General features: G+C 71.8%; 9 protein-coding genes and 1 pseudogene. 4 read left to right on the top strand and 6 right to left on the bottom strand.

Features of this window, described 5'->3' with window-relative positions:
- Positions 1-33: 33 nt before the first annotated feature.
- From ACZ6I3_RS11195 to ACZ6I3_RS11185, 3 genes are all read right to left on the bottom strand, one after another.
- Positions 34-6,312, bottom strand: coding sequence for an amino acid adenylation domain-containing protein (locus ACZ6I3_RS11195; RefSeq protein ID WP_469413714.1), 6,279 nt, complete (start codon positions 6,310-6,312; stop codon positions 34-36).
- Between the two features lie 6 nt (positions 6,313-6,318).
- Positions 6,319-14,013 carry an amino acid adenylation domain-containing protein gene (locus tag ACZ6I3_RS11190; RefSeq protein ID WP_469413713.1) on the bottom strand — a complete coding sequence of 2,565 codons (7,695 nt, stop codon included), beginning with the start codon at positions 14,011-14,013 and terminating at the stop codon, positions 6,319-6,321.
- A gap of 121 nt (positions 14,014-14,134) precedes the next feature.
- A complete protein-coding gene (locus ACZ6I3_RS11185) occupies positions 14,135-15,421 on the bottom strand; it encodes a cysteate synthase (protein ID WP_469413712.1) in 1,287 nt (428 codons plus the stop codon).
- 231 nt (positions 15,422-15,652) lie between these two features.
- On the opposite strand from ACZ6I3_RS11185, the gene ACZ6I3_RS11180 reads away from it, so the two are divergent.
- Positions 15,653-16,753, top strand: a complete 1,101-nt coding sequence (locus tag ACZ6I3_RS11180; RefSeq protein WP_469413711.1) for a thiamine pyrophosphate-dependent dehydrogenase E1 component subunit alpha — start codon at positions 15,653-15,655, stop codon at positions 16,751-16,753.
- Complete coding sequence (locus ACZ6I3_RS11175) at positions 16,741-18,675, top strand: 2-oxo acid dehydrogenase subunit E2 (RefSeq protein WP_469413710.1); 1,935 nt, start codon at positions 16,741-16,743, stop codon at positions 18,673-18,675. Before ACZ6I3_RS11180 ends, ACZ6I3_RS11175 begins: the two co-directional genes overlap by 13 nt.
- 376 nt (positions 18,676-19,051) lie before the next feature.
- On the opposite strand, the gene ACZ6I3_RS11170 is transcribed toward ACZ6I3_RS11175, so the two are convergent.
- From ACZ6I3_RS11170 to ACZ6I3_RS11160, 3 genes and pseudogenes are all read right to left on the bottom strand, one after another.
- The gene (locus tag ACZ6I3_RS11170; protein WP_469413708.1) at positions 19,052-19,300 is read right to left on the bottom strand and encodes a Mu transposase domain-containing protein; all 249 of its coding nucleotides are present in this window, start codon (positions 19,298-19,300) and stop codon (positions 19,052-19,054) included.
- Between the two features lie 14 nt (positions 19,301-19,314).
- Positions 19,315-19,868, bottom strand: a pseudogene (locus tag ACZ6I3_RS11165) (aldehyde dehydrogenase family protein); the annotation flags it as partial.
- A 205-nt stretch (positions 19,869-20,073) separates the two neighbouring features.
- On the bottom strand, positions 20,074-21,255 hold the full coding sequence (locus ACZ6I3_RS11160; RefSeq protein WP_469413707.1) for a serine hydrolase domain-containing protein: 1,182 nt from the start codon (positions 21,253-21,255) through the stop codon (positions 20,074-20,076).
- A gap of 237 nt (positions 21,256-21,492) precedes the next feature.
- Here ACZ6I3_RS11160 and ACZ6I3_RS11155 point away from each other — a divergent pair, with 237 nt between their 5' ends.
- Both ACZ6I3_RS11155 and ACZ6I3_RS11150 read left to right on the top strand, forming a co-directional pair.
- Positions 21,493-22,203, top strand: a complete 711-nt coding sequence (locus ACZ6I3_RS11155) for a tyrosine-type recombinase/integrase (RefSeq protein ID WP_469413706.1) — start codon at positions 21,493-21,495, stop codon at positions 22,201-22,203.
- Positions 22,204-22,571: 368 nt separating this feature from the next.
- The gene (locus tag ACZ6I3_RS11150; protein WP_469413704.1) at positions 22,572-24,722 is read left to right on the top strand and encodes an MMPL family transporter; all 2,151 of its coding nucleotides are present in this window, start codon (positions 22,572-22,574) and stop codon (positions 24,720-24,722) included.
- Positions 24,723-24,833 lie beyond the last annotated feature (111 nt).

Genomic DNA, 24,833 nt, shown 5'->3' with positions numbered 1-24,833 from the left:
TCTCGCTGAGTCTTCCGGCTCCTTCGGGGGCGGTCAGGAGTCCAGGCCCGCCGCCAACTCGTCCAGCTCGTCCGTGGACAGCCCCGTGACCGAGACCCCGGCGCCGTCGCCGCGCGACACGAGCACGGTGAGCGCGTGGAACCAGGCCTCGGCCAGCGCCCGTACGTCCGGCTCGGTGAGTACGCCGTCGGGCCACGCCCAGTCGGCCAGCAGTTGTGGTCCGGTTCCGGTGTCATGCACGACCGCGTTGATCTCCAGGACGTGGGCGGCGGCGAGGTCCGGGTCCACGCCCGTGCCGAGGGCCAGGGACTCGGGGGCGAAGGCCCAGGGGGTGGCGTCAGGAGCGGTGAACCGGCCGAGGTAGTTGAAGCCGATCTCCGGGACGGGTGCCTTGGCCAACTCGGCCGCCGTGTCCGGGTTGAGGTGGCGCAGGAGGCCGTACCCGGTCCCGTGGTCGGGCAGTTCGCGCAGTTGCCCGGCGATCCGGTCGACGGCGAGGTCGGCGGCCGGCCCGGCGGCCAGCGCGTCGCTCACGTCCACGCCCGACAGATCGAGGTGGACCGGATAGAGGGAGGTGAACCAGCCGACGGTACGAGAGAGTGCGAGGCCCGGGGCCAGTTCCTCGCGGCCGTGGCCCTCGACGTCGACCACGAGGTGCGGGGAGCCATGACGGCCGGCAGCCGCCAGCGCGAGTGCGGTGAGCAGGACGTCCTGGATACCGGTGCGGAAGGCGGAAGGGACGGTGGTGAGCAGCGGGGCGGTCGTCGCGGGCGGCAGGGCAAGCCGCAGGGAGCGGATCGTGGCCGCGGTGTCCCGGTCGGGGTCGAGCGGGCGCGAGCCCAGCGGGGTGCGCGGCGCTGCCGCGACACCACGCCACAGCTCGGCTTCGGCGACCCGCGACGGCCTGCGCGCCTCTTCTTCCAGGGCGGTGGCCCAGCGGCGGAACGACGTGCCGACGGGCAGCAGTTCGGGCCGCCGCCCGGCAGTGACCGCCGTCCAGGCGGCCTCCAGGTCGGGTACGAGGATCCGCCAGGAGACCCCGTCCACGGCCAGGTGGTGCACGACCAGCAGCAGCCGCCCCGGCGTCGTGGGGCCGGCGTCGAACCACACGGCCCGGACCATGGACCCGGCCGCCGGCTCGAGCAGGTCCACGACTCGCGCGAACTCCTCGGCCACAGCCGCGTGGAGATCGTCGGTGTCGGGGGCGGCGCTGTCCAGCAGGTCGGCGGCACGGATCTCGCCGGCCGGGAGGATGTCCAAGGCCGGTTCCTGCCCGGCTTCCGTGCCGGGAACGAGGCGTGAGCGCAGCACCTCGTGGTGGTCGAGCAGGGCCTGAAGGGCATCGGTCAGTCGCGGCAGACCGGCCGCGGCGGGCACGGTCAGCAGGACGGACTGGCTGAACCTTCCGATCGGGCCGCCGCGTTCCAGCAGCCACCGCATGATCGGAGTGAGCGGCACGGGGCCCACCGCGTCGTCGGGAGCCTGGTCACTCACCGCCCCCACGTCGTCGGCAGTCCTACCGGTACCCGCCTCGGTGCCGGCCGGCCGTCGGGCCACCGCCGCCAGTTCCCGCACCGTCTGGTGCTTGAAGACGTCACGTGCGCGGATCACGACCCCGGCCTCGGCGGCCCGGCTGACCAGCCGGATCGAGGAGATGCTGTCGCCGCCGAGGGCGAAGAAGTCCTCGTCGAGGGGGACGTCGGTCAGGTTGAGCAGTTCGCCGAACAGCCCGGCGAGAACGCGCTCGGCGTGGTTCGCCGGTTCCTGTGGCGCCGATGCGACCGAAGGGGGCTCCTTGTGGTCCTCGGCATCCAACTTCGGGGCTGCCGCTACGAGGCCCGCGAGATCTACATCCCCGACCCGCACCCCGGGATCCGCCGCGACGGCCGTCAGGAGCCGCACCAACCCCTGGGCGATCCGCTCCCCGGTAGCCGCGTCGAACAAGTCGGTGCTGTACTCGGCGACCCCGTCGACACCCGCCGGGCTGCCGTCGGCCTCCCGGCGCTCGCTCAGGTAGACGGACAGGTCGAAGCGGGCGGCACCGGTCGCGACGTTCTCGCGGCTCACCTCCAGCCCGGGCAAGGACAACGCGGGCTGCGAGCTGTGTCCCGTGAACGCCAGCACGACCTGGAAGAGCGGATGCCGGGCCAGGCTGCGTTTCGGGGTGAGCGCGTCCACCAGCACGTCGAACGGCACATCCTGGTGGGCGTAGGCCTGGAGGTCGAACTCCCCAACCCGGCGCAGCAGTTCACGGAAGGTGGGATCGCCCGAGGTGTCCGTGCGCAGAGTGAGGCTGTTGACGAAGAAGCCGACCAGATCGTCCAGCTTGCTGTCGGCGCGCCCGGCGACCGGCGTGCCGAGGGTGATGTCGGTACCCGAGCCGAATCGCGTCAGCAGCGCGGCGAGACCCGCCTGAAGCACCATGAACAGGGTCACCTTGGCCTCGGCGGCGAGGTCGGCAAGGCCCGCGTGCAGTTCGGCGTCGAGGGTGAAGGCGGCCCGCTCGCCGTCACCGCTGGCCTCGGCCGGCCTCGGCCGGTCGGTCGGCAGGGGCAGCTCGTCCGGGGCGCCCGCCAGCGCCTCGCGCCAGAAGGCGATGTGACGGCTCATCGCACTGCCGGGCTCGGTCGCGGACCCCAGCAGCTCACGCTGCCACTGCGCGAAGTCGGCGTACCGCACCGGCAGGTCACGTCCACGCGGGACGTCCCCGGCAAGCCGCGCCGCGTACGCCGTCTCCAGGTCGCGCATCAGCGGCGCCATGGACCAGCCGTCGACCGCGATGTGGTGGGCGAGCAGCAGCAGGACGTGCGTATCGGAGTCGAGTGCGTACAGGGTGGCCCGCAGCGGGGTCTCGGCCGCCAGATCGAAGCGGCGGCGCGCGGCGACGGTGAGCAGCGCGGGGAGTTCGGTCTCGGTGGCCGGTACGACGACCAGGTCCGGGCGGCCCGCCTCCGGGTCGAGGATCCGCTGGTACGGGGCGCCCTGGAAGTCGGGATGGAGGGTCCGCAGCGGTTCATGGCGGGCGACCAGGTCGGCGAGGGCCGCCTCGAGTGCCTGCCGGTCCAGCGGGCCGGTCAGGCGCAGGGCCCAGGGCACGGTGTAGGCGGTGTTGCCGCCGTCGAGGCGGCTCATGAACCACAGCCGCTGCTGCGCGTACGACAGCGGGATGGGCGCGTGTCCGCGCTCGTACGGGGCGAGTTCGGGACGTCGTACGCCGTCCGCCTCACGCAGCCGTTCCGCGAGCGCGGCCGGGGTCGGGGTCTCGAAGATCGCACGGACGGGCAGCGTGGTGCCGAGGGCGCCTCTGATCCGGTCGGCGAGACGCATGGCGAGGAGGGAGTCGCCGCCGAGGTCGAAGAAGCCGGCGTCGGTTCCCACCTGCTGCGCGGGCACGCCGAGCACTTCGGCGAACAGGCCGCACAGGATCTCCTCCTGCGGGGTGCGCGGGGCCCGGCCCCCGCCGTGCCGCGGCGGCTCGGGCAAGGCGGCCCGGTCCAGCTTGCCGTTGGTGGTCAGGGGCAGCCGGTCCAGGACGACCACGGAGGCGGGGACCATGTGCTCGGGAAGCGTTCGCCCCGCATGCCGCCGCAGTTCCTCCGCGTCGGGGTCCGGGCCCACGACGTAGCCGACGAGCCGCCCGTCCCGCACGAGGATCGCCGCCTGCGCGACATCCGGGTGGTCGGTGAGCGCCGCCTCCACCTCGCCGAGTTCGATGCGAAAGCCGCGGATCTTGACCTGGTCGTCGGCCCGGCCCGCGTACTCCAGCCCACAGTCCGCCGACCAGCGCACCAGGTCACCCGTGCGGTACATGAGCTCGCCGGGAAGGCCGAACGGGTCGGCGACGAACCGCCCGGCCGTCAGCCCCGGCCGGCCCAGGTACCCGCGGGCGAGTCCTGCCCCGGCGACGTACAGCTCGCCGGTCGTGCCCGGCGGCACCAGCCGCAGTCCGGCGTCCAGCACATGGGCGCGCAGGTCGGGTATGGCCTGCCCGATCCCGCCCCGGCCCGCGCGGGCCATGTCCTCTGTCAGCGGCAGTCCGGTGACATGGACCGTCGTCTCGGTGATCCCGTACATGTTGACCAGGACGGGCGCGTCCTGCGGGTGCCGGGTGAACCACTCGGCGACCCGCGCCATGTCCAGTGCCTCACCGCCGAAGACCACGTAGCGCAGGGCGAGCCGATCGCCCACCTCGGGCAGGGCGGCGTCCGCGCGCAGCAGTTCACCGAAGGCCGACGGCGTCTGGTTGAGCACGGTGACCCGTTCCCGGGCGAGCAGCCGCAGGAACTCCTCCGGTTCGCGGCTCACCGAGAACGGCACGATCACGAGCGTCCCGCCGTGCAACAGCGCGCCCCAGAGCTCCCACACCGAGAAGTCGAAGGCGTAGGAGTGGAAGAGGGTCCACACGTCGTCGGGTCCGAAGTCGAACCAGTGCCGGGTGGACGTGAAGAGCCGAACGACGTTGCGGTGTGGTACGCAGACGCCCTTGGGTCGGCCGGTGGAGCCCGAGGTGTAGATGACGTACGCCGTGTTGGCGGGGGTGGGGAGCGGCAGCCGCGGTGGGGTGGGTGGGTAGCGCAGCGACTCGGCCACGGAGACCACGGGCACCCTGCCGGCGAGGTCCGGCGGCGCCGCCCCGTCCGCCGTGACCAGCAGCACCGGGTCGGCGTCGGCCAGCATGAACGCCAGCCGCTCCGCCGGGTACTCCGGGTCCGTCGGCACGTACGCGGCACCTGTCTTCAGCACCGCCAGCACGGCCGTCACCAGGTCCGGCGTCCGGGGCAGGGCAAGGGCCACCAGACGCTCCGGCCCGGCGCCGCGTTCGGCGAGCAGATGAGCCAGCCGGTTCGACCGCTCGTCGAGCTCCGCGTACGTCAGGGAGGCCCCGTCGTGTACCAGGGCCGTGGCCTCGGGCGTGCGGGCCGCCTGCCGCGCGAACAGTTCGGCCAGCGTGGCCTCCTCCGAGTGGACGGCCCCGGCAACCGTCCTGTCCAGCAGACGCTCCCGCTCGCCCGGCAGCAGCACCTCGATCTCGCCGACGCGGCGCGAGGGGTCGGCGGTCAGCGCTGTCAGGACGGTGGTGAAGCGGTCCAGCAAGGCGCGGGCGGCCAGCTCGTCGTACAGGTCGGGTCGGTAGGACAGGCGCAGGGCCAGGCGGCGGCCGGGCAGGACGGCGAGGGTGAGGGGGTAGTGGGTGGCATCGCGGCCGGTGAGCTGGGTGACCTGGGACGTGCCCTCGGGGATGGTGGTGGGGTGGTTCTCGAAGGCCAGCAGGGTGTCGAAGAGGTCGCCCGTGCCGGTGGCACGCCGGATGTCGGCGAGGCCGAGGTACCGGTGCGGCAGCATGCCCGCCTGCCGGTTCTGCAAGCCGGTGAGGAGGCCGGTGACCGTGTCATCGTCGTCCCAACGCACACGCAGGGGAACGGTGTTGATGCAGAAGCCGACCATCGACGCGACGTTCGGCAGCTCGGGTGGACGGACCGTGACGGTCTGCCCGAACACGGCGTCGGTACGGCCGGTCAGGCGGCCCAGCAGCACACCCCAGGCGCCCTGGACGACCGTGTTGAGGGTGACGCCGAGCGAGCGTGCCGCGGTCTCGGCGCGGGCGGTCAGGTCCTCGGGCAGTTCCACGGTCAGCTCGTGCGGGAGACCGGGCGCGGTGGGCGCGGCCGGGGCGAGCAGCGTGGGCTCGACCGCCCCGGACAGCGCCTCCTGCCAGGCCTGTTCGGCGGCGTCACGGTCCTGCCGGGTCAGCCAGGCCAGATAGTCGCGGTACGGCGGCACGGGTGGAAGTGCGGTCGGGTGCTCGCCCGCGTACAACGCGCCGAACTCCCGGACCAGCAGTTGTTTGGACCAGCCGTCCAGCAGGATGTGGTGGTTGGTCGTCACCAGCCGGTGGCGGTCCCGCGCCCACCGCACGAGCACCTGCCGCAGGAGCGGCGGCCTGGCGAGGTCGAAGCGGCGGGTGCGCTCCTCGTCGAGCAGCCGCTGCCAAGCCGCCTCCCGGTCGCCCTCGTCGGCGCACGACGACAAGTCCACCTCGGACCAGGGGAGTTCGACGTCGGTGGGTACGACCTGGATCGGCTGCCCGGCCTCCCGGCGGCGGAAACAGGACCGCAGGTTCGGGTGCCGGTCGAGCAGCGCCTGCCCCGCGGCCCGTACGGCGGCGGGATCGACCTCGCCCGTCAGCTCCAGGACCTGCTGGGCTGCGTAGACGTCAGGCGCGCTGTCGTCGTCGTGGTACAGGGCGTGGAAGAGCAACCCCTCCTGCAGCGGGGACAGGGGCAGGACGTCGGAGATTCCGGACCGAGTCACCGTGGGTTACCTCCACTCGCTTCCGAACTCGGCTTCGAGTTCGTCGATCTCTGCTTGGGACAGCGACACCAGGGGCAGGTCGGACGGCGTGTGTCCGCCCGCCGGGATGGTATGGATCAAAGCGGACAGGGCCTCGAACCACAGTCCGGCCAGGGCGTCCACCTCGTCCTCGGACCAGATGCCGGGCACCCAGGACCATGTGGCCCGCAGCCCGTCGTCGTCGGCCATGGCTGTGATCTCCAGGCCGTGGGCCACAGGGAGCGCGGGGTCGTGCGCGGCGCCGAGGGCGAGCGTGCCGGGGACTTCCTCGGGGGCCGCTGTCCAATCGGCCGCCGTCCTGCCGGTCACTGTCCCGCTGGTCGTGGCCCGGCCCAGAAAGTTGAAGCCGACCTGCGGCGTCGGAAGGGAGGCGAGGAGCGGGCCCGACGCCGGGTCGAGGTGGCGGAGCAACCCGTGGCCGATGCCGTGGTCGGGCACGGCGCGCAACTGTTCCTTGACCTCACGCAGGACCCGCGCGGGGTCTCCCAGGTCGAGCCCGGTGAGGTCGAGCCGCGCCGGAACGACGCTGGTGAACCAGCCCACCGTGCGCGAGACGTCCACCCCGGCGCCCAGGTCCTCCCGCCCGTGCCGTTCGACGTCCACCAGCAGCGCCGGGTGCGACCGACGGCGAGCGAAGGCGAGGGCGAGGGCGGCGAGCAGCACGTCGTCGGGGCCGGCGTGGAAGGCGGCGGGCACCGCGGTGAGCACGTCCGCGGTCGGCTCGGGCGGGAGAACTCGGGTGAGGTGGCGTACCGCGCCGACGACGTCTCGCGCGGCGTCGGGGCGCCGGGTGCCGAGCGTCGGGTCGGGGGCGTCCAGCATCCGGCGCCAGACGTCCAGTTCGCTGCGCCGGGCCTCGGCCTGCCGCTGCGACAGCCTGGCCCATTGCCTGAACGGGGCCCCGGGCGGTGGAAGTTCCTCCTCCCGCCAGGCGGCGGCGAGATCCGCCCGGAGGATGCCCCAGGAAACACCGTCCACAGCCAAGTGATGCACCGTCAGCAGCAGGCGGCCCTGCCGGTCCGGCCCGGCGTCGTACCAGACCGCACGCACCAACTCGCCGCGTTCCGGGCTCAGTCCGCGAACAGGCGGTGCATCGAGCGCTGCCGGGAAGTCCCCACCCGGTACGGGCACCCGCTCCAGCGGGACGGCCATGCTTCCGGCCGGCGGGATGACGGCTGACCAGTCGCCCTCTGTCGCCACTCGCATCCGCAGCGCGTCGTGATGGTCCACTACGGCCTGCAGAGCGGAGGCGAGCCGCTTCTCGTCGGTCCCGGCCGGGGTGACGAGGAGCATCGACTGGCTGAACGAGGCGACAGGGCCGCCGCGCTCGCGCAGCCGGTGCATGGCCGGGGTGAGCGGCAGTTCACCGGTCGCCGGCTCCTGGCCGCGCGCCTGCTCCGAGACCGGCCGTGAACCCGCCACCGACGCGAGTCCGCTGACCGTGCGGTGCTCGAACACGTCCCGGGGCGTCAGCGGGAGCCCGGCCGCGAGGGCCCGGCTGGCGAGATGGATGGAGGCGATGCTGTCGCCGCCGAGGTCGAAGAAGCCTTCGTCGACGCCCACCGTGTGCGGGGCACGCCCGAGGACCTCGGCGAACAGGGTGCGCAGGGTCTCCTCCGAGGCGGTGCGCGGGGCGCGCGATCCAGCCGAGCCGGCGGTCTCGGGCGGCGCGGGCAGCGCCGCACGATCCAGCTTGCCGTTGGACGTCATCGGCAGGGCGTCCAGCACCACGAACGCCTCCGGGACCATGTGGTCCGGCAACAGCCGGGCCGCATGGGCTCGTACGTCCGGGACCTCGACGCCGCTACCCTGCTGTGCCACCAAGTACCCGGCCAGCCGACGTGCCCCCTGCCGGTCCTCACGCACCACCACAGCGGCCTGCTCGACGGCGTCGTGTGCGGTCAGCACGCCCTCGATCTCGCCCGGCTCGATCCTCAGGCCCCGGATCTTCAGCTGACCGTCGGCCCGGCCGCGCAGCTCGAGAACGCCGTCGGCGCGGCACACGGCCAGATCCCCGGTGCGGTACATGCGGGTGCCCGGCGGCCCGTACGGGTCGGCCACGAACCGTTCGGCGGTGAGCCCGGGCCGGTTCCGATAACCCCGGGCGACCTGGTCGCCGGACACGTACAGCTCGCCCTCGACTCCGGCCGGCAGGGGGTTCAGCCACGCGTCCAGGACATGTGCACGGGTGTTCCACATGGGGCGTCCGATGGGCACCGGGCCGGAGGGCAGGGCGTCGCCGGGTTCGATGCGGTGGTCGGTGCAGCCGACGGTCAGCTCGGTCGGACCGTAGTGGTTGATCAGCCGCACCCCGGGGTGGTCCCGGCGCCAGGCACGCAAGGCCTCGCCCACCAGCGCCTCGCCGCCCAGCATGAACTCCTCGGCCGGTGAGATGTCGCGCGGCAGGGTGGGCAGCAGCGCCAGATGGCTGGGTGTGGCCTTGAGGAACGTGTAGCCACCGGGCAGCGGCTCGGCACCCGCCTCGTGCACGGCGGCGATGTGCACCCGGCCGCCGACGGCGAGCGCGCCGTGCAGGGTCGTGACCGTGGCGTCGAAGGACATGGTGGCGTGGAGCAGTGAGGCTCCCCGCAGGCTGGGGTACGCCTCGGCGCAGCGGGCGACGTAGGTGGTGAGGTTGCGGTGCTCGATCACGACACCCTTGGGACGGCCGGTGGTCCCGGAGGTGTAGATCAGATAGGCGGGGTCGGCGGGACGGGCGGCGGGCAGCTCGATTCCGGCGCCGGAAGCCTCCATACGGGAGGCATCGGTGTCCGGGCTCACGACGGGGCAGCCGGCGTCCATCGGCTCCCGGGAAATGACACACACCGGGTCTGCGTCGGAGAGCAGATACGCGGTTCGCTCGGCCGGATGCTCCGGATCCAGCGGTAGATAGGCGGCACCTGCCTTGAGCACGGCCAGCACGGCCACGGCGATGTCGACCGACCTGGGCAGCGAGAAGCCCACGATTCGGCCAGGCCCGGCACCGGCAGTGACCAGCCGCCTCGCCAGCCGGTCTGCCTCCAGGTCGAGTCGGCCGTACGTCAGGCTCGTACGGGTGTCCGTCACGGCCACCGTGTCCGGCACCTCCGCGGCCTTCGCCTCGAACATACGGGGAAAGGTCGTCTCCGGCACCTCACGCGCGGTGTCGTTGAACTCGACGAGCAGGCGCCGCCGTTCGTCCGGGGCGAGGATGTCGAGGGCCCCGATGGACAGGTCGGGGTCCTCGGCGGCGGCCCGCAGCAGCCGTTCCAGCCGGGCGGCGAGCTCCTCGGCCGTGCCCCGGTCGAAGAGGTCGGCGCTGTACTGGAGGATGCCCTCGATGCCGTCCGGAAGGCCGTCGGGCGTGCGGCGCTCACCGAGGTTGAAGGTGAGGTCGATCTTGGTGGCGCCGGTCTCCACCGGGAGGGTGCGGGTCGCGAGCCCGGGGAGGTCGAGGTGGGGTCCGGCGGTGTCCGGGCGGAAGGCGAGCATCACCTGGAACAGCGGGTGCCGGGCGAGTGAGCGGGGCGGGTTGAGGGTCTCGACCAGGTGCTCGAACGGCAGCTCCTGGTGGGCGTAGGCGGCGAGGTCTGTCTCCCGGACCCGGTCCAGCAGCTCCCGGAAGGTGGGGGCGCCGGAGGTGTCGGTGCGTAGCACGAGGGTGTTGAGGAAGCAGCCGACCAAGTCGTCCAGCACCTCGTCGGAACGGCCCGCGACCGGCGTCCCCAAGGGGATGTCGGTGCCTGCTCCGAGCCGCGTGAGCAGAGCGGCGAGCCCTGCCTGGACGACCATGAACGGCGTCGCGCCGGTCTGGCCCGCCAGCTCGCCCAGCCGCCGGTGCAGCGCCGGATCCAGCCGTACGGGGATGTCGCCACCGTGGTGTGTGGCGCGGGACGGGCGAGGACGGTCGACGGGCAGCGTGAGCTCGTCGGGCAGGCCGGCCAACCCCGCTGTCCAGTAGTCGAGCTGACGCCTCGTCGCGTCGCCGTCGGACAGCTGCTCCTGCTGCCAGACCGCGACGTCGGCGTACTGCACCGGAAGGGGCGTCCACCCGGGGGCGCGGCTCTCGCGCCGGGCCCGGTATGCGGAGGCCAGATCGCGGAAGAGGGGTTCGATCGACCGGCCGTCGGCGGCGATGTGGTGCAACACCAGCAGCAGGACGTGGTCGTCCGGGCCCAGCGGGAGGAGATGGGCGCGAAGGGGAATGTCCTGGGCGAGCCGGAACTCCTGGCGGGCCAACTCGGTCAGGCGGGCCGGCAGCTCGTTCGTCCTGCTCATGGTCGGCTCGACGCGCAGGATCGGCCCCGCCCCCGGTTCCAGCAGCCGCTGGCGAGGTGTGCCGTCGGTGTCCGGGTAGACGGTGCGCAGGATCTCGTGGCGGGCGACGAGGTCGGACAGGGCGCCGTCCAGGGCGTCCGTATCGAGCCCGGCGCCGGTCAGCCGTACGGCGAGGGGGATGTGGTAGGCCGGGCTCGCCCCCTCCAGCCGGTCGAGGAACCACAGCCGCCGCTGGGCCGGCGACAGCGCGACCTCGTCGGGCACAGCCCCCGGCGTCGGGCGGGAGGCGGGGCGTACCACGGCCTCCGCGTCCACCGCACACGCCCTCACCGAACGGGCCAGCGCCGCCGGCGTGGGCGACCCGAACACGTCCCGCAGCGTCAGGTCCGCGCCCAGGGCGTCGCGGATCCGGGCGAGGAGGCGCAGGGCGAGCAGGGAGTGGCCGCCGAGGGCGAAGAAGCTGTCCTCGGGACCGGCGGCGGACAGGCCGAGCACGTCCGCGAAGAGACCGCACAGGGCCGCCTCCAGCGGGTTGCCCGGCGTGCGGCTGCCGCTCCTCACGGTGGGGGCCGGCAGGGCGGAACGGTCCAGCTTGCCGTTGGCGGTCAGCGGCAGCCCGTCCAGCGGGACGACAGCGGAGGGAACCATGTAGTCCGGCAGGCGTTCGGCCAGGTGGGCGCGCAGAGCCTCGGGGTCGGCCGCAGCTCCCACGGCGGACACCGCGTACGCGATCAGACGTCGGTCGCCGGGCCGGTCCTCCCGGACCAGCGCGACCGCCTGGGCGACCGCCGGGTGGCCGGACAGGGCCGACTCGATCTCGCTGGGCTCGATACGGAAGCCGCGGAGCTTGACCTGGCCGTCGGCCCGCCCGTGGAACTCCAGTTCGTCGTCGCGGGTCAGCCGGACCCGGTCTCCGGTGCGGTACATCCGGGCGCCGGGCGGGCCGTACGGGTCGGCGACGAAACGCTCGGCGGTGACGCCGGGACGGCCGAGGTAGCCACGGGCCACGCCGGCCCCGGCCAGGTACAGCTCTCCGACGGTGCCGCGCGGCACCGGCCGCAGGGCGCCGTCGAGCACTGCGGCGCGCATGCCGTCCAGCGGGCGGCCGATGGGCAGCGCTCCGGGCAGCGACGCCGCGTCCCGGCAGGGGCGGCTGGTGGCGAAGGTGGTGGTCTCGGTCGGGCCGTAGCCGTTGACGACGGTCAGCCCGGGGCAGGCTTCCAGCACCTCGCGGACGGCGCCCGCGGGTACCGCCTCGCCGCCGGCCCACACCTGGCGCAGCCCGGTGAAGCAGCCCGGGTCCTCCTCGGCGATCAGCCGGAACAGCCCGGCCGTCAGCCACAACGCAGTGAGCCCGTGGCGCGCCGTCAGCCGGGCGACCGCAGCGGCGTCCACATCGTCGTCCGCCCCCGCCACCACGGTGGTACCCCCGCCCAGCAACGGCACCCACATCTCGTACGTGGACGCGTCGAAGGCGGCCGGCGAGTGGACGAGCACCCGCGCGTGCGCGCCGCCCCCGAACGCGGAGTCGGCCCCCAGCGCCGTCACGTCCCGGTGCGTCACGGCGACACCCTTGGGCGTTCCGGTGGACCCGGACGTGAAGCTGACGTACGCCAGCTGGTCCGGATGCGGGGGATCGCCGGGGTCGGTGTCCTGCTCGGTGGCGAGGGAGGGGTCGGTGACGTCGAGGACGTGGAGACCGGCACGGGTGTCGGACCAGGCCGCGTCGGCGTCGCCCTCGGTGAGGAGCACGGTTGCGCCGGTTTCGGTGAGGATCTGCCGAGTTCGCGCGGCCGGGGTGCGCGGGTCGAGGCCGACATAGGCGCCGCCCGCCTTGAGGACGGCGGGCAGGGCGGTGAGGAGCTCGCCGGAGCGGCGCATCAGCACCGCGACGCGGTCCTCGGGCCGGACCCCGAGCCGGCGCAGGCGGTGGGCCAGGCGGTTGGCGCGGGTGTTCAGCTCCCGGTAGGTGATCGTGCGGTCGCCGTGGACCACGGCAGCCCCGTCGGGGTCGGCGGCCACACGAGCCGCGAACACCTCGGGAACACTGAGGCCGTAGCGGGGAGTCACGGGGCCCCCAAGCAGCGCCTCCTCCTCGGGCCGGGTCAGCTCCACCCGCCCCACCACAGTGCCGGGCCCCACGACCGCCGTCGCGAACCGTTCGAGGAAGTGGAGGAATCGCCGGTGGTGGCCGGTGAGTTCGTTGTCCGAGTAGTGCTCGGCGCTCGCGTCGAGGTCGACCCTGAGGCCGTTGCCGTCCGAACGGTCGTAGACGTTGAACGCCAGATCCTCGACCGGCCCCGTGGACAGGTTGTGACGGGTCGTCCGGTGTCCGGCGAAGGACAACTCCGGGCCGAAGGCCATGATGTTGACGACCGGGCCGAAGAAGCGGCGCCCGCCCTGTGGCCAGTCGAGTTCGCGGCGCAGATCCTCGCCCCGGTGGCGCTGGTGCGCGAGCAGGTCGCGGGTGGCGCGGGCGGCCTGCCGCACGAGGTCGGCGGCGGGGGCGTCCGGGCGTACGGAGAGCCGCAGGGGAAGGACGTTGGAGGCCATGCCCGGAGTGGCGAGTTCGGTCTCGGTCTCGCGGGCGGTGACCGCGAGACCGAGGACGATGTCCCGGGCGCCGGTGAGCCCATGGAGGTAGGCGGCGGCAGCCGCGAGGATCACGCGGGACCAGCGGGTTCCGGCACGTTCGGCGGCGGCGTGCACCAGGTCGCCCGCCGGGCCGGGTAGATGGCCGGTACGGCGTAGGAAGCGGTCGCCGACGTGCGGCGGGCGGGTGCTCAGGCCAACCGGGTCGGGCCGGTCGGCGAGGGCGCGAGCCCAGTGGGCACGGTCCCGCTCGTGCCGCTCGCTCGCACGGTACGCCTCGTCGGCGGCGAGCAGCGGGGGAAGGGGCGCGGACGGTGCAGTGTGGAGGTCGCCCGCCGCGAGCGCGGTGTACGTGTCGGCCACCCGACGGGCGATCAGGGAGCAGCTGAAGCCGTCGACCGCGATGTGATGGTACGCCTGGTACCAGATCCAGTGGTCGTCGGCGAGTCGCAGCAGCGCGTACCGGAAAAGCGGTCCCCGCTCCAGGTCGAAGGGCGTGGCGAAGTCGTCCGCCATCCACTCCCGGGCGGCCTCGCCGTCCGCCGCGTCGATCACGGGCATCGTCTTCACGACGTCGGCGTCGGCGCCCACGAGGAGTCGTACGCCGTCGTCCTCGGAGACGAACCGCGACCGCAGGGTCTCGGTCGCCTCCACCACGCGACGTACGGCGGTCCGCAGCAGGATCGGATCGACGGGACCATGAATCTCCGTGTACTCACCCACGTTGTAGGCGGCACCGGCCCGGTCGAGCCGCTGGCCGAACCACATCGAACGCTGTGCCGCTGACGGTTCGAGTCGGCGGAGTACGGTCATCGGCAGGCTCCGGGTGGGGTGGTGGTCGAGGCCGGGCGGCTGATCGGGTGGGGAAGCCGGCGCGTCACAGGGGCGCCCCCGTCCGCGGAAGGCGCCCCCGTCGCCCCGGCCGCGGCAAGCATCACGGCGCCCACCCCGCCGCAGCGCCCGACACCTCGCCGAGTTCGCGGCGGACGAGGTCCGCGGCGTCTTCCGCGGTGCTGCCGGGGCCCCATGGCATGCGCAGCCAGGGTTCGGCCGAGGTCAATGACACGTCGCTGGAGAGGCGGGCCCGGCCGCCGCCCGTGATGTTGAGCAGGACGAGTTCGTCGCGGCCCACTCGGCCCGAGCGGGCCGCCTCGGCCAGGGCGGCCAGGGCGACCCCGGCGCCCGGCTCGATGTCGACCCCTTCGGTCTGCTCGAACAGCGCCATCGCCGCCAGTGCGGCCTCGTTGTCCACGTCCAGTACCTCGCCACGGCTCTCGGCGAGCACGTCCCGCACTCCGCCGCGCACCGTGAACGGCGGCCTGTGATTGGTGAGTTCGGGAGCGACCACGTCCTCGGCCCGGCCGGGTACGGGGCCGGTGCCGCCGCGCCAGGCGTGCGACAGCGGAGCGTATGGCGTGTTCTGGCACATCAACACTCGCGGCAGGGGGCCGTGCGCATCGCCGCGCACCCGCCGTGCCGCCTCGTGCGCCGCGATCGCGCCGGCACCGCTGCCGACCGCCTGGACGTACACCTCCGGCAGACGGCCCAGCGTCTGGGCCGCGGCGAGCATGACGGTGCCGAGGCCGTCCCGGCGGCCGACGTTGCGGCAGCCGCCCTCGGGATGATGTCCAGGGAGACGCGACAGGAGTTCGGCGCAGGTGAGGGCGTCGTTGTAGGTGGCCGTGCCGCCCAGCACGACCACACGGACCCGGGGGTCCAGTGGACCCGGAAAGCGCAGGCGCTCCAGCGCCGGAGCAGGCACCACGATCAGGCACGGCACGCGGTGCAGGGTGGCGGCCCAGGCGAACGCGGCGGCGGTGTTGCCCGCGGAGGCGACAACCAGCACGGGCGCTGCCTCGGGCAGCCGGCCCAGCACCGTGTACGCCTCAAGCTCCTTGAACGTGCCGGTCGTCAGGAACGCGCCCCGCTCCGGCCAGTACCCGCTGAACGTGATCCACAGCCGCCGCAGCCCGAGCAGCCGCCCGAGCCGCTCCGCGTGGTGGACCACGGGTTCACCGACATCCGGAAAGGTGCGGGCCACCGGCAGCAGACCGCTGTATCGAAACAGTCCGGAATCAGCCCCGTCCGCGTAGGGCGCCCGGTATTCCGTGTACAGAAAAGCCGGTTCGTGCGCGGCTGGGCATTCCAGTATGAGGCCGTCGTCCTCATAGTGCTTGCCGCATGCCGCGCAGACCAGCGAGTAGTGCCGCTTACCGAGCATGCTGTCATTTCCCCAGGGCGGAAAAAACAAGCGGTTTCCTCCACTTGAATCCTCAAATACGAGGCTGTGGTGGCGATGTGGAGAGGTGGCAGGCCGAGGGCAAGGTAAGAATTCTTACCCGCGTGCCGGATGTCAACCCGTGTTCATCTTCCCTTGGTGGACGCTGCGTTGACGTCCGCAAAGGCTTTCTACGACCCTTTCTGGAGGATTGAGGAAAGAGGTTTGCCAGGCATGCCGGAAAAAATGGAGAGGCGGACGGGAGTGGAGCCCTTGCTTCCCGGGCCCGTCCCTTTCGCGTTCCCTGAGAATGACGACGATCCGTCGCCGCCGGGCCGGGAGTACCTGATGCCGGACGCGGAAAAGCTGCTGGCCGCCTATCAGAAGATGGTGCTCGGACGCCGTTTCGACGAGCAGGCGAACGTGCTGGCACGGCAGGGCAGGCTGGCCGTCTACCCGTCCTCGCTCGGCCAGGAGGCCTGCCAGGTGGCCGCCGCGCTCACGCTCCGGGACACGGACTGGCTCTTCCCGACCTACCGGGACTCCGTGGCACTGGTGAGCCGGGGCATCGACCCCGTCGGGGTGCTGACCCTGCTGCGGGGTGACTGGCACAGCGGCTACGATCCCGTGGCGCATCGCACCGCCCCGCAGTGCACCCCGCTCGCCACCCACGGCCCGCACGCCGTCGGCCTCGCGCACGCCGAGCGCCTCAAGGGCACCGGCACGGTCGCCCTCGCCCTGCTCGGCGATGGCGCCACCAGCGAGGGGGACTTCCACGAGGCCCTCAACCTCGCCGGCGTCCTGCGCGCCCCGGTGGTCTTCCTCGTGCAGAACAACGGCTACGCCATCTCCGTGCCCTTCTCCGCGCAGACCGCCGCCACCAGCCTCGCCCACCGCGGCGTCGGCCACGGCGTCCGCGCCGAACAGGTCGACGGCAACGACGCCGCGGCCGTCCTGGCCGTCCTGACCACCGCCGTCGAGGACGCCCGTACCGGCGGCGGCCCGTGGCTCGTGGAGGCGCTCACCTACCGGCTGGGGCCGCACACCAGCGCTGACGATCCCACCCGCTACCGATCCCCCGAAGAGGCGCAAGTGTGGCGGACGCGCGACCCGATCAGCCGGCTGGAGCGCCGACTTCGCGCCGGGGGACTGCTCGACGACACCACCGTCGCCGAGACCGCCGCCCGCGCCGAGGCGCTCGCCGACGACGTGCGCACCCGTCTGGCCGCCGCCCCCGAGGTGGACCCGCGCACGCTCTTCGACCACGTGTTCCAGCACCCCACCCCTCAACTCACCGCCCAGCGAACCGAGGTGGAGTCGGCATGGCGACCATGACCATGGCCCAGGCCCTGCGCACCGCGCTGCGCGACGCGCTCGCCGGGGACGACCGCGTGGCGGTGTTCGGCGAGGACGTCGGCCGGCTCGGTGGCGTGTTCCGGGTGACGGACGGGCTCGCAGCCGAGTTCGGGGAACACCGCTGCTTCGACACGCCCGTCTCCGAATCCGGGATCGTGGGCCTGGCGGTCGGTATGGCCATGGCCGGATACCGGCCGGTCGTGGAGATGCAGTTCGACGCCTTCGCCTACCCGGCCTTCGAGCAGATCGCCTCCCACGTGGCCAAGATGCGCAACCGCACCCGCGGTGCCCTCCCGCTGCCGATGGTGATCCGTGTCCCCTACGGCGGCGGCATCGGCGGCGTGGAACACCACAGCGACTCCAGCGAGGCGTACTACGCCCACACCGCCGGCCTGAAGGTGGCCGCTCCGGCGACGGTCGACGACGCCTACTCACTGCTCCGAGAAGCCATCGCGGACCCCGACCCGGTCGTTTTCCTCGAACCCAAGAGGCACTACTGGACCAAGGGCGAACTCGCCCTGCCGCCGAGCACGACGTCCGGATTCGGCACCGCGGCCGTCCGTCGCCCGGGAGCCGACGTCACTCTCGTCGCCTACGGCCCCGCCGTCGCCGTCGCACTGGACGCGGCCCGGGCCGCGAGCGAGCGCGGCTGGGACGTGGAGGTCATCGACCTGCGCACCCTCACACCCCTCGATGACGCCGCTGTGGAGGCTTCGGTCCGGCGCACGGGCCGCTGCCTGGTGGTCCAGGAGGCCCAAGGCTTCGCCTCGGTCGCGTCCGAACTCGCCGCCCGCGTCCAGGAGCGGTGCTTCAGCTCGCTCCGGGCGCCTGTCCTGCGGGTCACCGGCTACGACATCCCGTACCCGCCTCCGCTCCTGGAAGACGCCCATCTGCCGGGGGTGGAGCGTGTCCTGACCACACTGGGCCGCCTCGTGGGCGAGGAGCCCGCCGCACCCCGAGCCGCCGCGCCCCGCCGACCGGACGGGCAGGAGCACGTCTTCGCCCTTCCCGACCTCGGCGAGGGACTCACCGAGGCCGAAGTGCTGGAGTGGCAGGTAGCAGTGGGCGACACGGTGGCAGTGGACCAGGTGGTCGCCGAGGTCGAGACCGCCAAAGCCGTTGTCACCCTCCCGACCCCCTTCGCCGGCACCGTGACCCGACTGCACTGCCGTGCGGGGGAGACGGTCACGGTCGGCGCGCCACTTGTGTCCGTCCGCCCCGAGACGGCCGCCGGTTCCGGTGCGGTGCTCACCGGCTACGGCACACGCCCCGAGGCCGCCGAAGCCCCGGGCCGACGCACGCCCCTCGACCCGGCGGCCCGCAAGTACGAACGTGCCCACCGGGACACCCCGGCCGTCACCATCTGGCTGGACACCGACGTCACCGGAATACCCGCCCGCAGCCTGCTCGCCACCCTTGCGGCACGATGCGTCACCGGTCTCACCAAGTACCCGGAACTCAACGCCCGGATCGACGCCGACCGCGCCGAAGTCGTCCACCTGCCCTGTGTCCACCTGTCCATCGCCGCCCAGACCGGCCAAGGCCTGCGCACTCCCGTGGTGCGCGACGCCCATCTGCTCACCCCCGGGGAACTGGCCGACGAGCTGCGCAGGCTGACTACCCGCGCTCGCCACGGAGAGCTGACCAAGGCCTGCACCGCCGGCGGCACCTTCACCGTCAACAACTACGGCCCCCTCCACGTCGACGGCGCCACTCCGCTCCTCAATCACCCCCAGGCGGCCATGCTCGGGATCGGCCGGATCCTCGACCGGCCCTGGGCGCACGACGGGCAGGTAACCGTGCGTAAGGTCGCGCACCTCTCCTTGACCTTCGATCACAGGGTCTGCGATGGCGTAACGGCCGCCGCGTTCCTCACCCATGTGGCGGAGGACGCTCGCTAGTGTGCTGCGCCAGAGATCCTGAGGGTTGGTTCTGCTCTCCGCAGTTGTGTCGTTCTCCAGTGCCTTCACAGAGGTGTGGACGCCGCGGCGGATGAGCTTGTCGGTGAGCTTTCTGCGCCTCCAGCGCGACCGCGTCCGCGGTGAAAGCGTCGGCCCGCAGGGCGGTGGCGAGTCCGGCGACCAGGTGCTCGTGGGTGAGGTGGCGGCCCAGCAGCAGGACCTCGATCAGAGCCCGGGTGCCGTCCCGATCCCCGTGGGCCTTGCAGGCCGCGGACCACCAGGCGTCATGGACCGGGGTGAACTTGCCCGCGGACTTCGCTTGTTCCAGGGCGGTCGCGCCCGGGAAGGCGCCGGGGTTTTTGACCAGAGCCTCCAGCTAGTGGTCCAGCACGAGGCGGGCCTGGCCCTTGGCGATGAGCCGCTCGTGCCGGGCGACTTCCTTCTGCCCGTCGTAGACCACCAGCTCGGACGCGTGCAGCATGGCCCGCACCGTCCGGCCGATCAGCCGCACCGGCACCGAGTAGCGGTTGGTGCGGACACTGACCTGGCCGAAGCGGTCTACCCGCAGACTGAACAGCCGCCCCGTCTCGATCGGCTCGCCCGGCAACGGCTGTCTGAGCGACAAGTGGTGTCACCTCCCACGTACTTGGCGATCGGTGACCCGACGAAGGAGACTGCCTCGATACCGGGGTCGTCGGGCAGGCTCGCTTTCTTGTACGGCTCGGCGACGAAGTTCGCTGCCGACGGGTCACGCTCGCTGGGCTTGAGGACGAAGGTGTTGCCGGTGGCGATGGGGTGCATCCACAGCGGCACCATGGCGGGAAAGTGAACGGCGTGATACCGGCTACGACGCCGAGGGGCTGGTGAAAGTTGTGGACGTCCACGCCGCGGGAGACCTGGTCGGAGAAGTCGCCCTTAGAGACGTCGCCGAGGCCGCAGGCGAACTCGATGACCTCGCGGCCGCGGGTGATCTCGCCGCGGGCGTCGTCGACGGTCTTGCCGTGTTCGGCGGAGATGATCCGGCCCAGCTCCTCGTGGTCCACGAGGAGCTGCCGGAAGGCGAACGTCACCTGGGTGCGCTGGGAGAGCGAGGACTCCGTCCAGGTCTCGAACGCGCGGGTGGTGGCCTGGACGCCGGTGTCCACGTCGGAGGCGCCGCCCAGGACACATCCCTGCCTCGACCGCTCGTTTCCGCACCCGCTGACATCGTGAGGTTCCTCGACCCCGACAAAACCAAGATCAAACCGACGGGTCGAATCCCGGCAAGCCGCTTACAGCGGCTAACACAATGAGATGGATCGCTGCTGATCACCGTTCCTGCGGCAGGAGTTGAGGATTCGGTCCCGTGTGGCCGGGACGTAGGCCAGGCTCAGCACGCCCAAGGGGCTGAGCCGGCGTCTAGTTGCAGAAGGCGGTGTCTGTTGCGGACATGACTGCCTTGGCGCTCTTCTCCGGGTCGCTGAAGGTGCCGGGGAGTGCGGTCACCGCCAGGCCTACGGAACGGCCGTCGTCGGTGGCGCCTCCGCGGGTCTCGTAGCCGTCGATGTCGCCACCGTGCCCCCAGTACACGCCGCCGCAGCTCAGCGGAATGCTGAAGAGGCCCAGGCCATAGCGCCATCCGGGCATGAGCGGTGCTTCGACGGTCTTACGCATCTCAACCAGTTGGGCGGGCGCCAGGAGCTTGCCGTCGAGCAGTTGTCGGGCGAACTTCGCGAGGTCGCTCGGCGTGGAGATCAGCTGGCCGGCGGCTCCGCCCCAGGAGGGGTCCATCCGTGTGGCGTCGATGACCTTTCCGTTCTCCAGACTGCTGAGCGTGTAGCCGCGGGCGTGGGGCTTGGGGATGGTCTGGTCGCCGGGCTGCGGCCAAGAGGTGTGGCGCAGGCCCGCTTTGCGGATGACGCGCTCGGTGATCTGTTCCTGCACCGGCCGTTCGGTGATTTTCTCGATCAGCATGCCCGCGAGGAGGTAGTTGGTGTTGCTGTACTTCCACTTGGTGCCGGGGGTGAAGTCCGCGGGGTGGGCCAGGGCCGCAGCAAGCAGGTCGTGGGGGTGGAAGAACTTGTGCTGGATCTTCTGGAAGTTCTCCAGACCGATGTGTTCGGTGTAGTTGGGAAGGCCGCTGGTGTGCTGCAGCAACTGGCGGACGTTGATCTTCCTGCCGTCGATGCCCTGTCCCCGTACGACTCCGGGCAGATATGTGTCGATGGGCTCGTCCAGTGCGACCTTGCCCTCGGCGACCAGTTGCAGGACCACGACCGCGGTGAACGTCTTGGTGTTGCTGCCGGCCCGTACGTAGCCGTCGTGCGGAACCGGAACCTGCTCGTTCAGCCGCGCGGACCCGGAGACCAGCGAGGAGGTACGGCCGTCCTTGCGCACCCACGCGAACGCTGCGGGGTATTTGTCCTCGCTCACCAGCGAGTCGAGGCTCTTCTGCAGCGCGTGGTTCCCGCTCGCTACCGCTGCCGCGTCCTGTGGCGGATGCGCCACGGCAGCGACGGTGGTGACAGATCCCACCAGGCCCGCCGCCGCAATGACCAACAGGCCCTTCCGCACTCCTGAGATGGTTCCCTTACGTGGCATCAGCACTCCCTGGTTCGGTATGCGAGTCGGTACCCATGACCATGCCGGGGCCTGCTCCGAAGATCACTGGGGTCGGCCCCCGCATATGGAGTGCCGCTGGTATCACCGCGCAGGTGCGGTTAGATACACCGTGGCGTCCGCACGGCACGGTCACGAGTCGTCGTGAGTTGAACCGTTGTGGATCAGGCGTGGCCGACGTCCTCAAGGGCGGCCACACGGGCTTGCGGCAGCACTTCCGTGCATCCTCCAGCCGCGTTCCGTCGCGTCGCCACCGATTCCGTCGCCGACCTGCCCGGCGGAGCCCGCGGCTACCTTGTCGCCGGAGGACAGCGGCAGCCGACTGCCGCGCCGGGCCGGGCCCGTTGGAAGCCTGTCGACCGCCTGGTGGTCCTCGCCTGTGACCAGTACGTGATGGAGCGGATTACGCTGCCGCACGGCCCAGGCAGCGATTTCGTGCTGGTGAACCTGTTCGCCGAGCCGCTCGGCACCCCGATGACCGCCGACTCGATCACCGAGTTGCTCGGGCGGTTGTCGAAGCGTGCCGGGCTGAGCCGGAACGTCACGCCGCGGATGCTGCGCCGGGCGGCCGACAGCAATCTCGCGGACGCGGGTGGTGGGCAGGACGAGATCGCCGCGCTGTTGGACCACTCCCGGTTGTCCAGCGCGGAGCCGTATCTGACACCGGCTCCGGACCGTCTGCGGGACGCGGTGGATGCGGTGCCCTCGCCCCGCGAGTTCATCGGGGTGTCCGATGAGTCGCATGCTCACGCCCGTGGTCCCCGCTCCGGTCCCGGGAACGGACGCGTCCGACGCCGAGGTGGCCGCCTCCTGTGGTCCATGATCAGGGAGGACTTCCTCGCCGAGGCGGGCTGGAACGCCGAGCGCCGCGTGATGACGCCGGTGGGGCATCCCACCATGGGCGGCGGACGCTGTCCGGTGCCCAACTGACAGTCCCCGGTGCGCGGGAAGAAGCTGTGCAGCACCTGCCACAGCCGGCCGGAACGTGTGTTCAAGGTCGAAGCGGCGCAAGAACGTCTGCCACAACCGGTCCACACACAACGGTTCCGGGTCACTATCGCTCGGCAGGTGGTCCACGACGAGGCGGATCAAAATGCCTTCCAGGACCGGGCGACCGCCGGCACCCGCCCGAGTGCCTCTGACCGGGATGTACGGCGCGGTGATCTCCCACTCGGTATCCGAGGTGTCCGACGGATAGCGGCGCGGACGATCACTGCGGCTCTAACGGTGGTCTCAGGTTCGCTCATTAGGAAGTAGGCATCAGATGAGCGATGCAACCCGTATGTAGGAGGCTAGTGATGGCAGTCAACGCAGCGCCGTCCGGGGAAGCGCCGGCCGGTCGGTTGGCAGGCCGGTGGGTGCCCTGGTTGGTGATTGGCTTGTGGTTGGTGCTGGCGGTGTTCATGGTGCCGCTGAGCGGAAAGTTGAGTTCGGTCACCACCGACAGAGCCGCGGACACCCTGCCGGCCAGCGCCGAGTCCACCAAGGTCGCGGTACTGGAGGACAAGCTCCCCGACGGTGACGACAACACGTTCGTCTTCGTGTACCACCGCGCCGCCGGCATGACCGACGCCGACCGCGCGACGGTCGAGCGCCACTACGACACCCTTGCCAAGCGGTACCCGCCGAAGGTGGCGGCCCCGGCCGGCGACGACGACGAGGGCCCACCGACGAGCCGCTCCACCGACGGCAAGGCGATGACGTTCACCCTCGACGTGAGCACGACCTACGGCGCACCGGAGGACCTCGTCGGCCCGGTGCGTGACGCCGCGAAGGACCGTCCCGCCGGCCTGGAACTCGACGTGACCGGCCCGGGCGCGATCGACGGCGACATGGATGCCGTCTTCGACGGCATCGACGTGCAGGTCCTCCTCACCACCATCGTCGTCGTCACGCTCCTGCTCATCCTCACCTACCGCAGCCCGGTGTTGTGGATCATCCCGCTGGTGGCCGTGGGCGCGGCCGCACTGACCTCGATGGGGACCGTCTACCTGCTCGTCAAGGGCTTCGGCATCGTGGTCAACGACCAGAACTCGGCGCTGCTGACGATCCTGGTGTTCGGCGTCGGCACGGACTACGCGCTGTTGCTCATCGCTCGATATCGGGAGGCACTGCACCACCATGAGAACGTCCGGGTCGCGATGGTCCACGCGCTGCGCGGCGCGGCGCCGGCCATCGTCGCGTCCGCGGCCACCGTGGTCGCCGGCCTGCTCTGCCTGCTCGTCGCGGATCTGAACAGCACCAGCGGGTTGGGCCCGATCGGTGCGGCCGGCATCCTGTGCGCGCTGGTGGCCATGCTGACGCTGTTCCCGGCGGTGCTCGTGGTGCTCGGCAGGAGGATCTTCTGGCCGGCCATCCCGCGGTTGAGTACGGCCGTGGAGGAGAAGCCGGGGCTGTGGGGACGGCTCGGCACCGCCATCAGCCGCCGCCGGTGGGTGGCGACGCTCGGCTCGCTCGGAGTGCTCGGCGTGCTCGCCATCGGGCTGGCGGGCAACACCGGCAACCTGCGGGAGCAGGACCAGTTCCTGTCCGCGCCGGAGTCGGTCACCGGCTTCACCGTTCTCCGCCAGCACTTCCCGGAGCTCGGCGGTCAGCCGATGACGATCTTCACGCGGCCGGCGCACCAGGAGCGGGTGCTCGACATCGTCAAGGACACTCGCGGTGTGGCCCTGGCCGTCCCGGAGCAGACCAGCGGTGGCTGGGCCAACATCTCCGTGTTCCCGAAGGACGCGCCGGACACCGTCGCGGAGTACGACACGATCAAGCGGGTGCGCACCGCCGTGCACGCGGTGGGCGGGGCGGAGGCGATCGTCGGCGGGCCGAGTGCGGAGAACCTCGACACCGAGGGGACCACCAAGCGCGACGAGAAGCTGGTGATCCCGCTGGTGCTCGCCGTCGTCCTGATCATCCTCGGGCTGCTGCTGCGCGCGATCCTGGCCCCGCTGGTCCTGATGGCCACCGTGATCGTCTCATTCGCCGCGGCCTTCGGCGGCAGCGTGTTCGTCTTCGACACGATCCTCGGGTTCAAGGGCATCGACAATTCGGTGCCGCTGCTGGCATTCCTGTTCCTGGTGGCGCTCGGCGTCGACTACAACATCTTCCTGGCCAGCCGGGCCCGGGAGGAGACCGTGCGCCTCGGCACCAGAGAGGGCATGCTCAAAGCCCTCTCGGCCACCGGTGGCGTCATCACCTCGGCAGGCCTGGTCCTGGCGGCCACGTTCGGGGTCCTCGTCACACTTCCGCTGGTGATGCTGGTCGAGGTCGGGTTCCTGGTCGCCTTCGGCGTGCTGCTCGACGCCCTGCTGGTGCGGTCGGTCCTGGTGCCCGCCCTCACCCTCCTGATCGGCCGACAGATCTGGTGGCCGAGCCGACTGTCCCGGCCGGCGGCGGAGCTGCCGGACGGTCAACAGCTGCTCGCCGACGACGCGGAGCCCGCGCTGCAACGGTGAGCGCGGCGGCACGGACGAGATCCGGGACGGGGCCCCAGGCCCGTCCCGGATCTTTTCATGGGCCCGACGGTCGCCGCCCTTTGGTCCTGCGCCACGCGCCGGGGCCGGGGT

Source organism: Streptomyces sp. NPDC041940 (assembly GCF_055589465.1).
The sequence above is the reverse complement of the archived record's forward strand: the minus strand, read 5'-3'. Positions and strand labels throughout refer to the sequence as shown.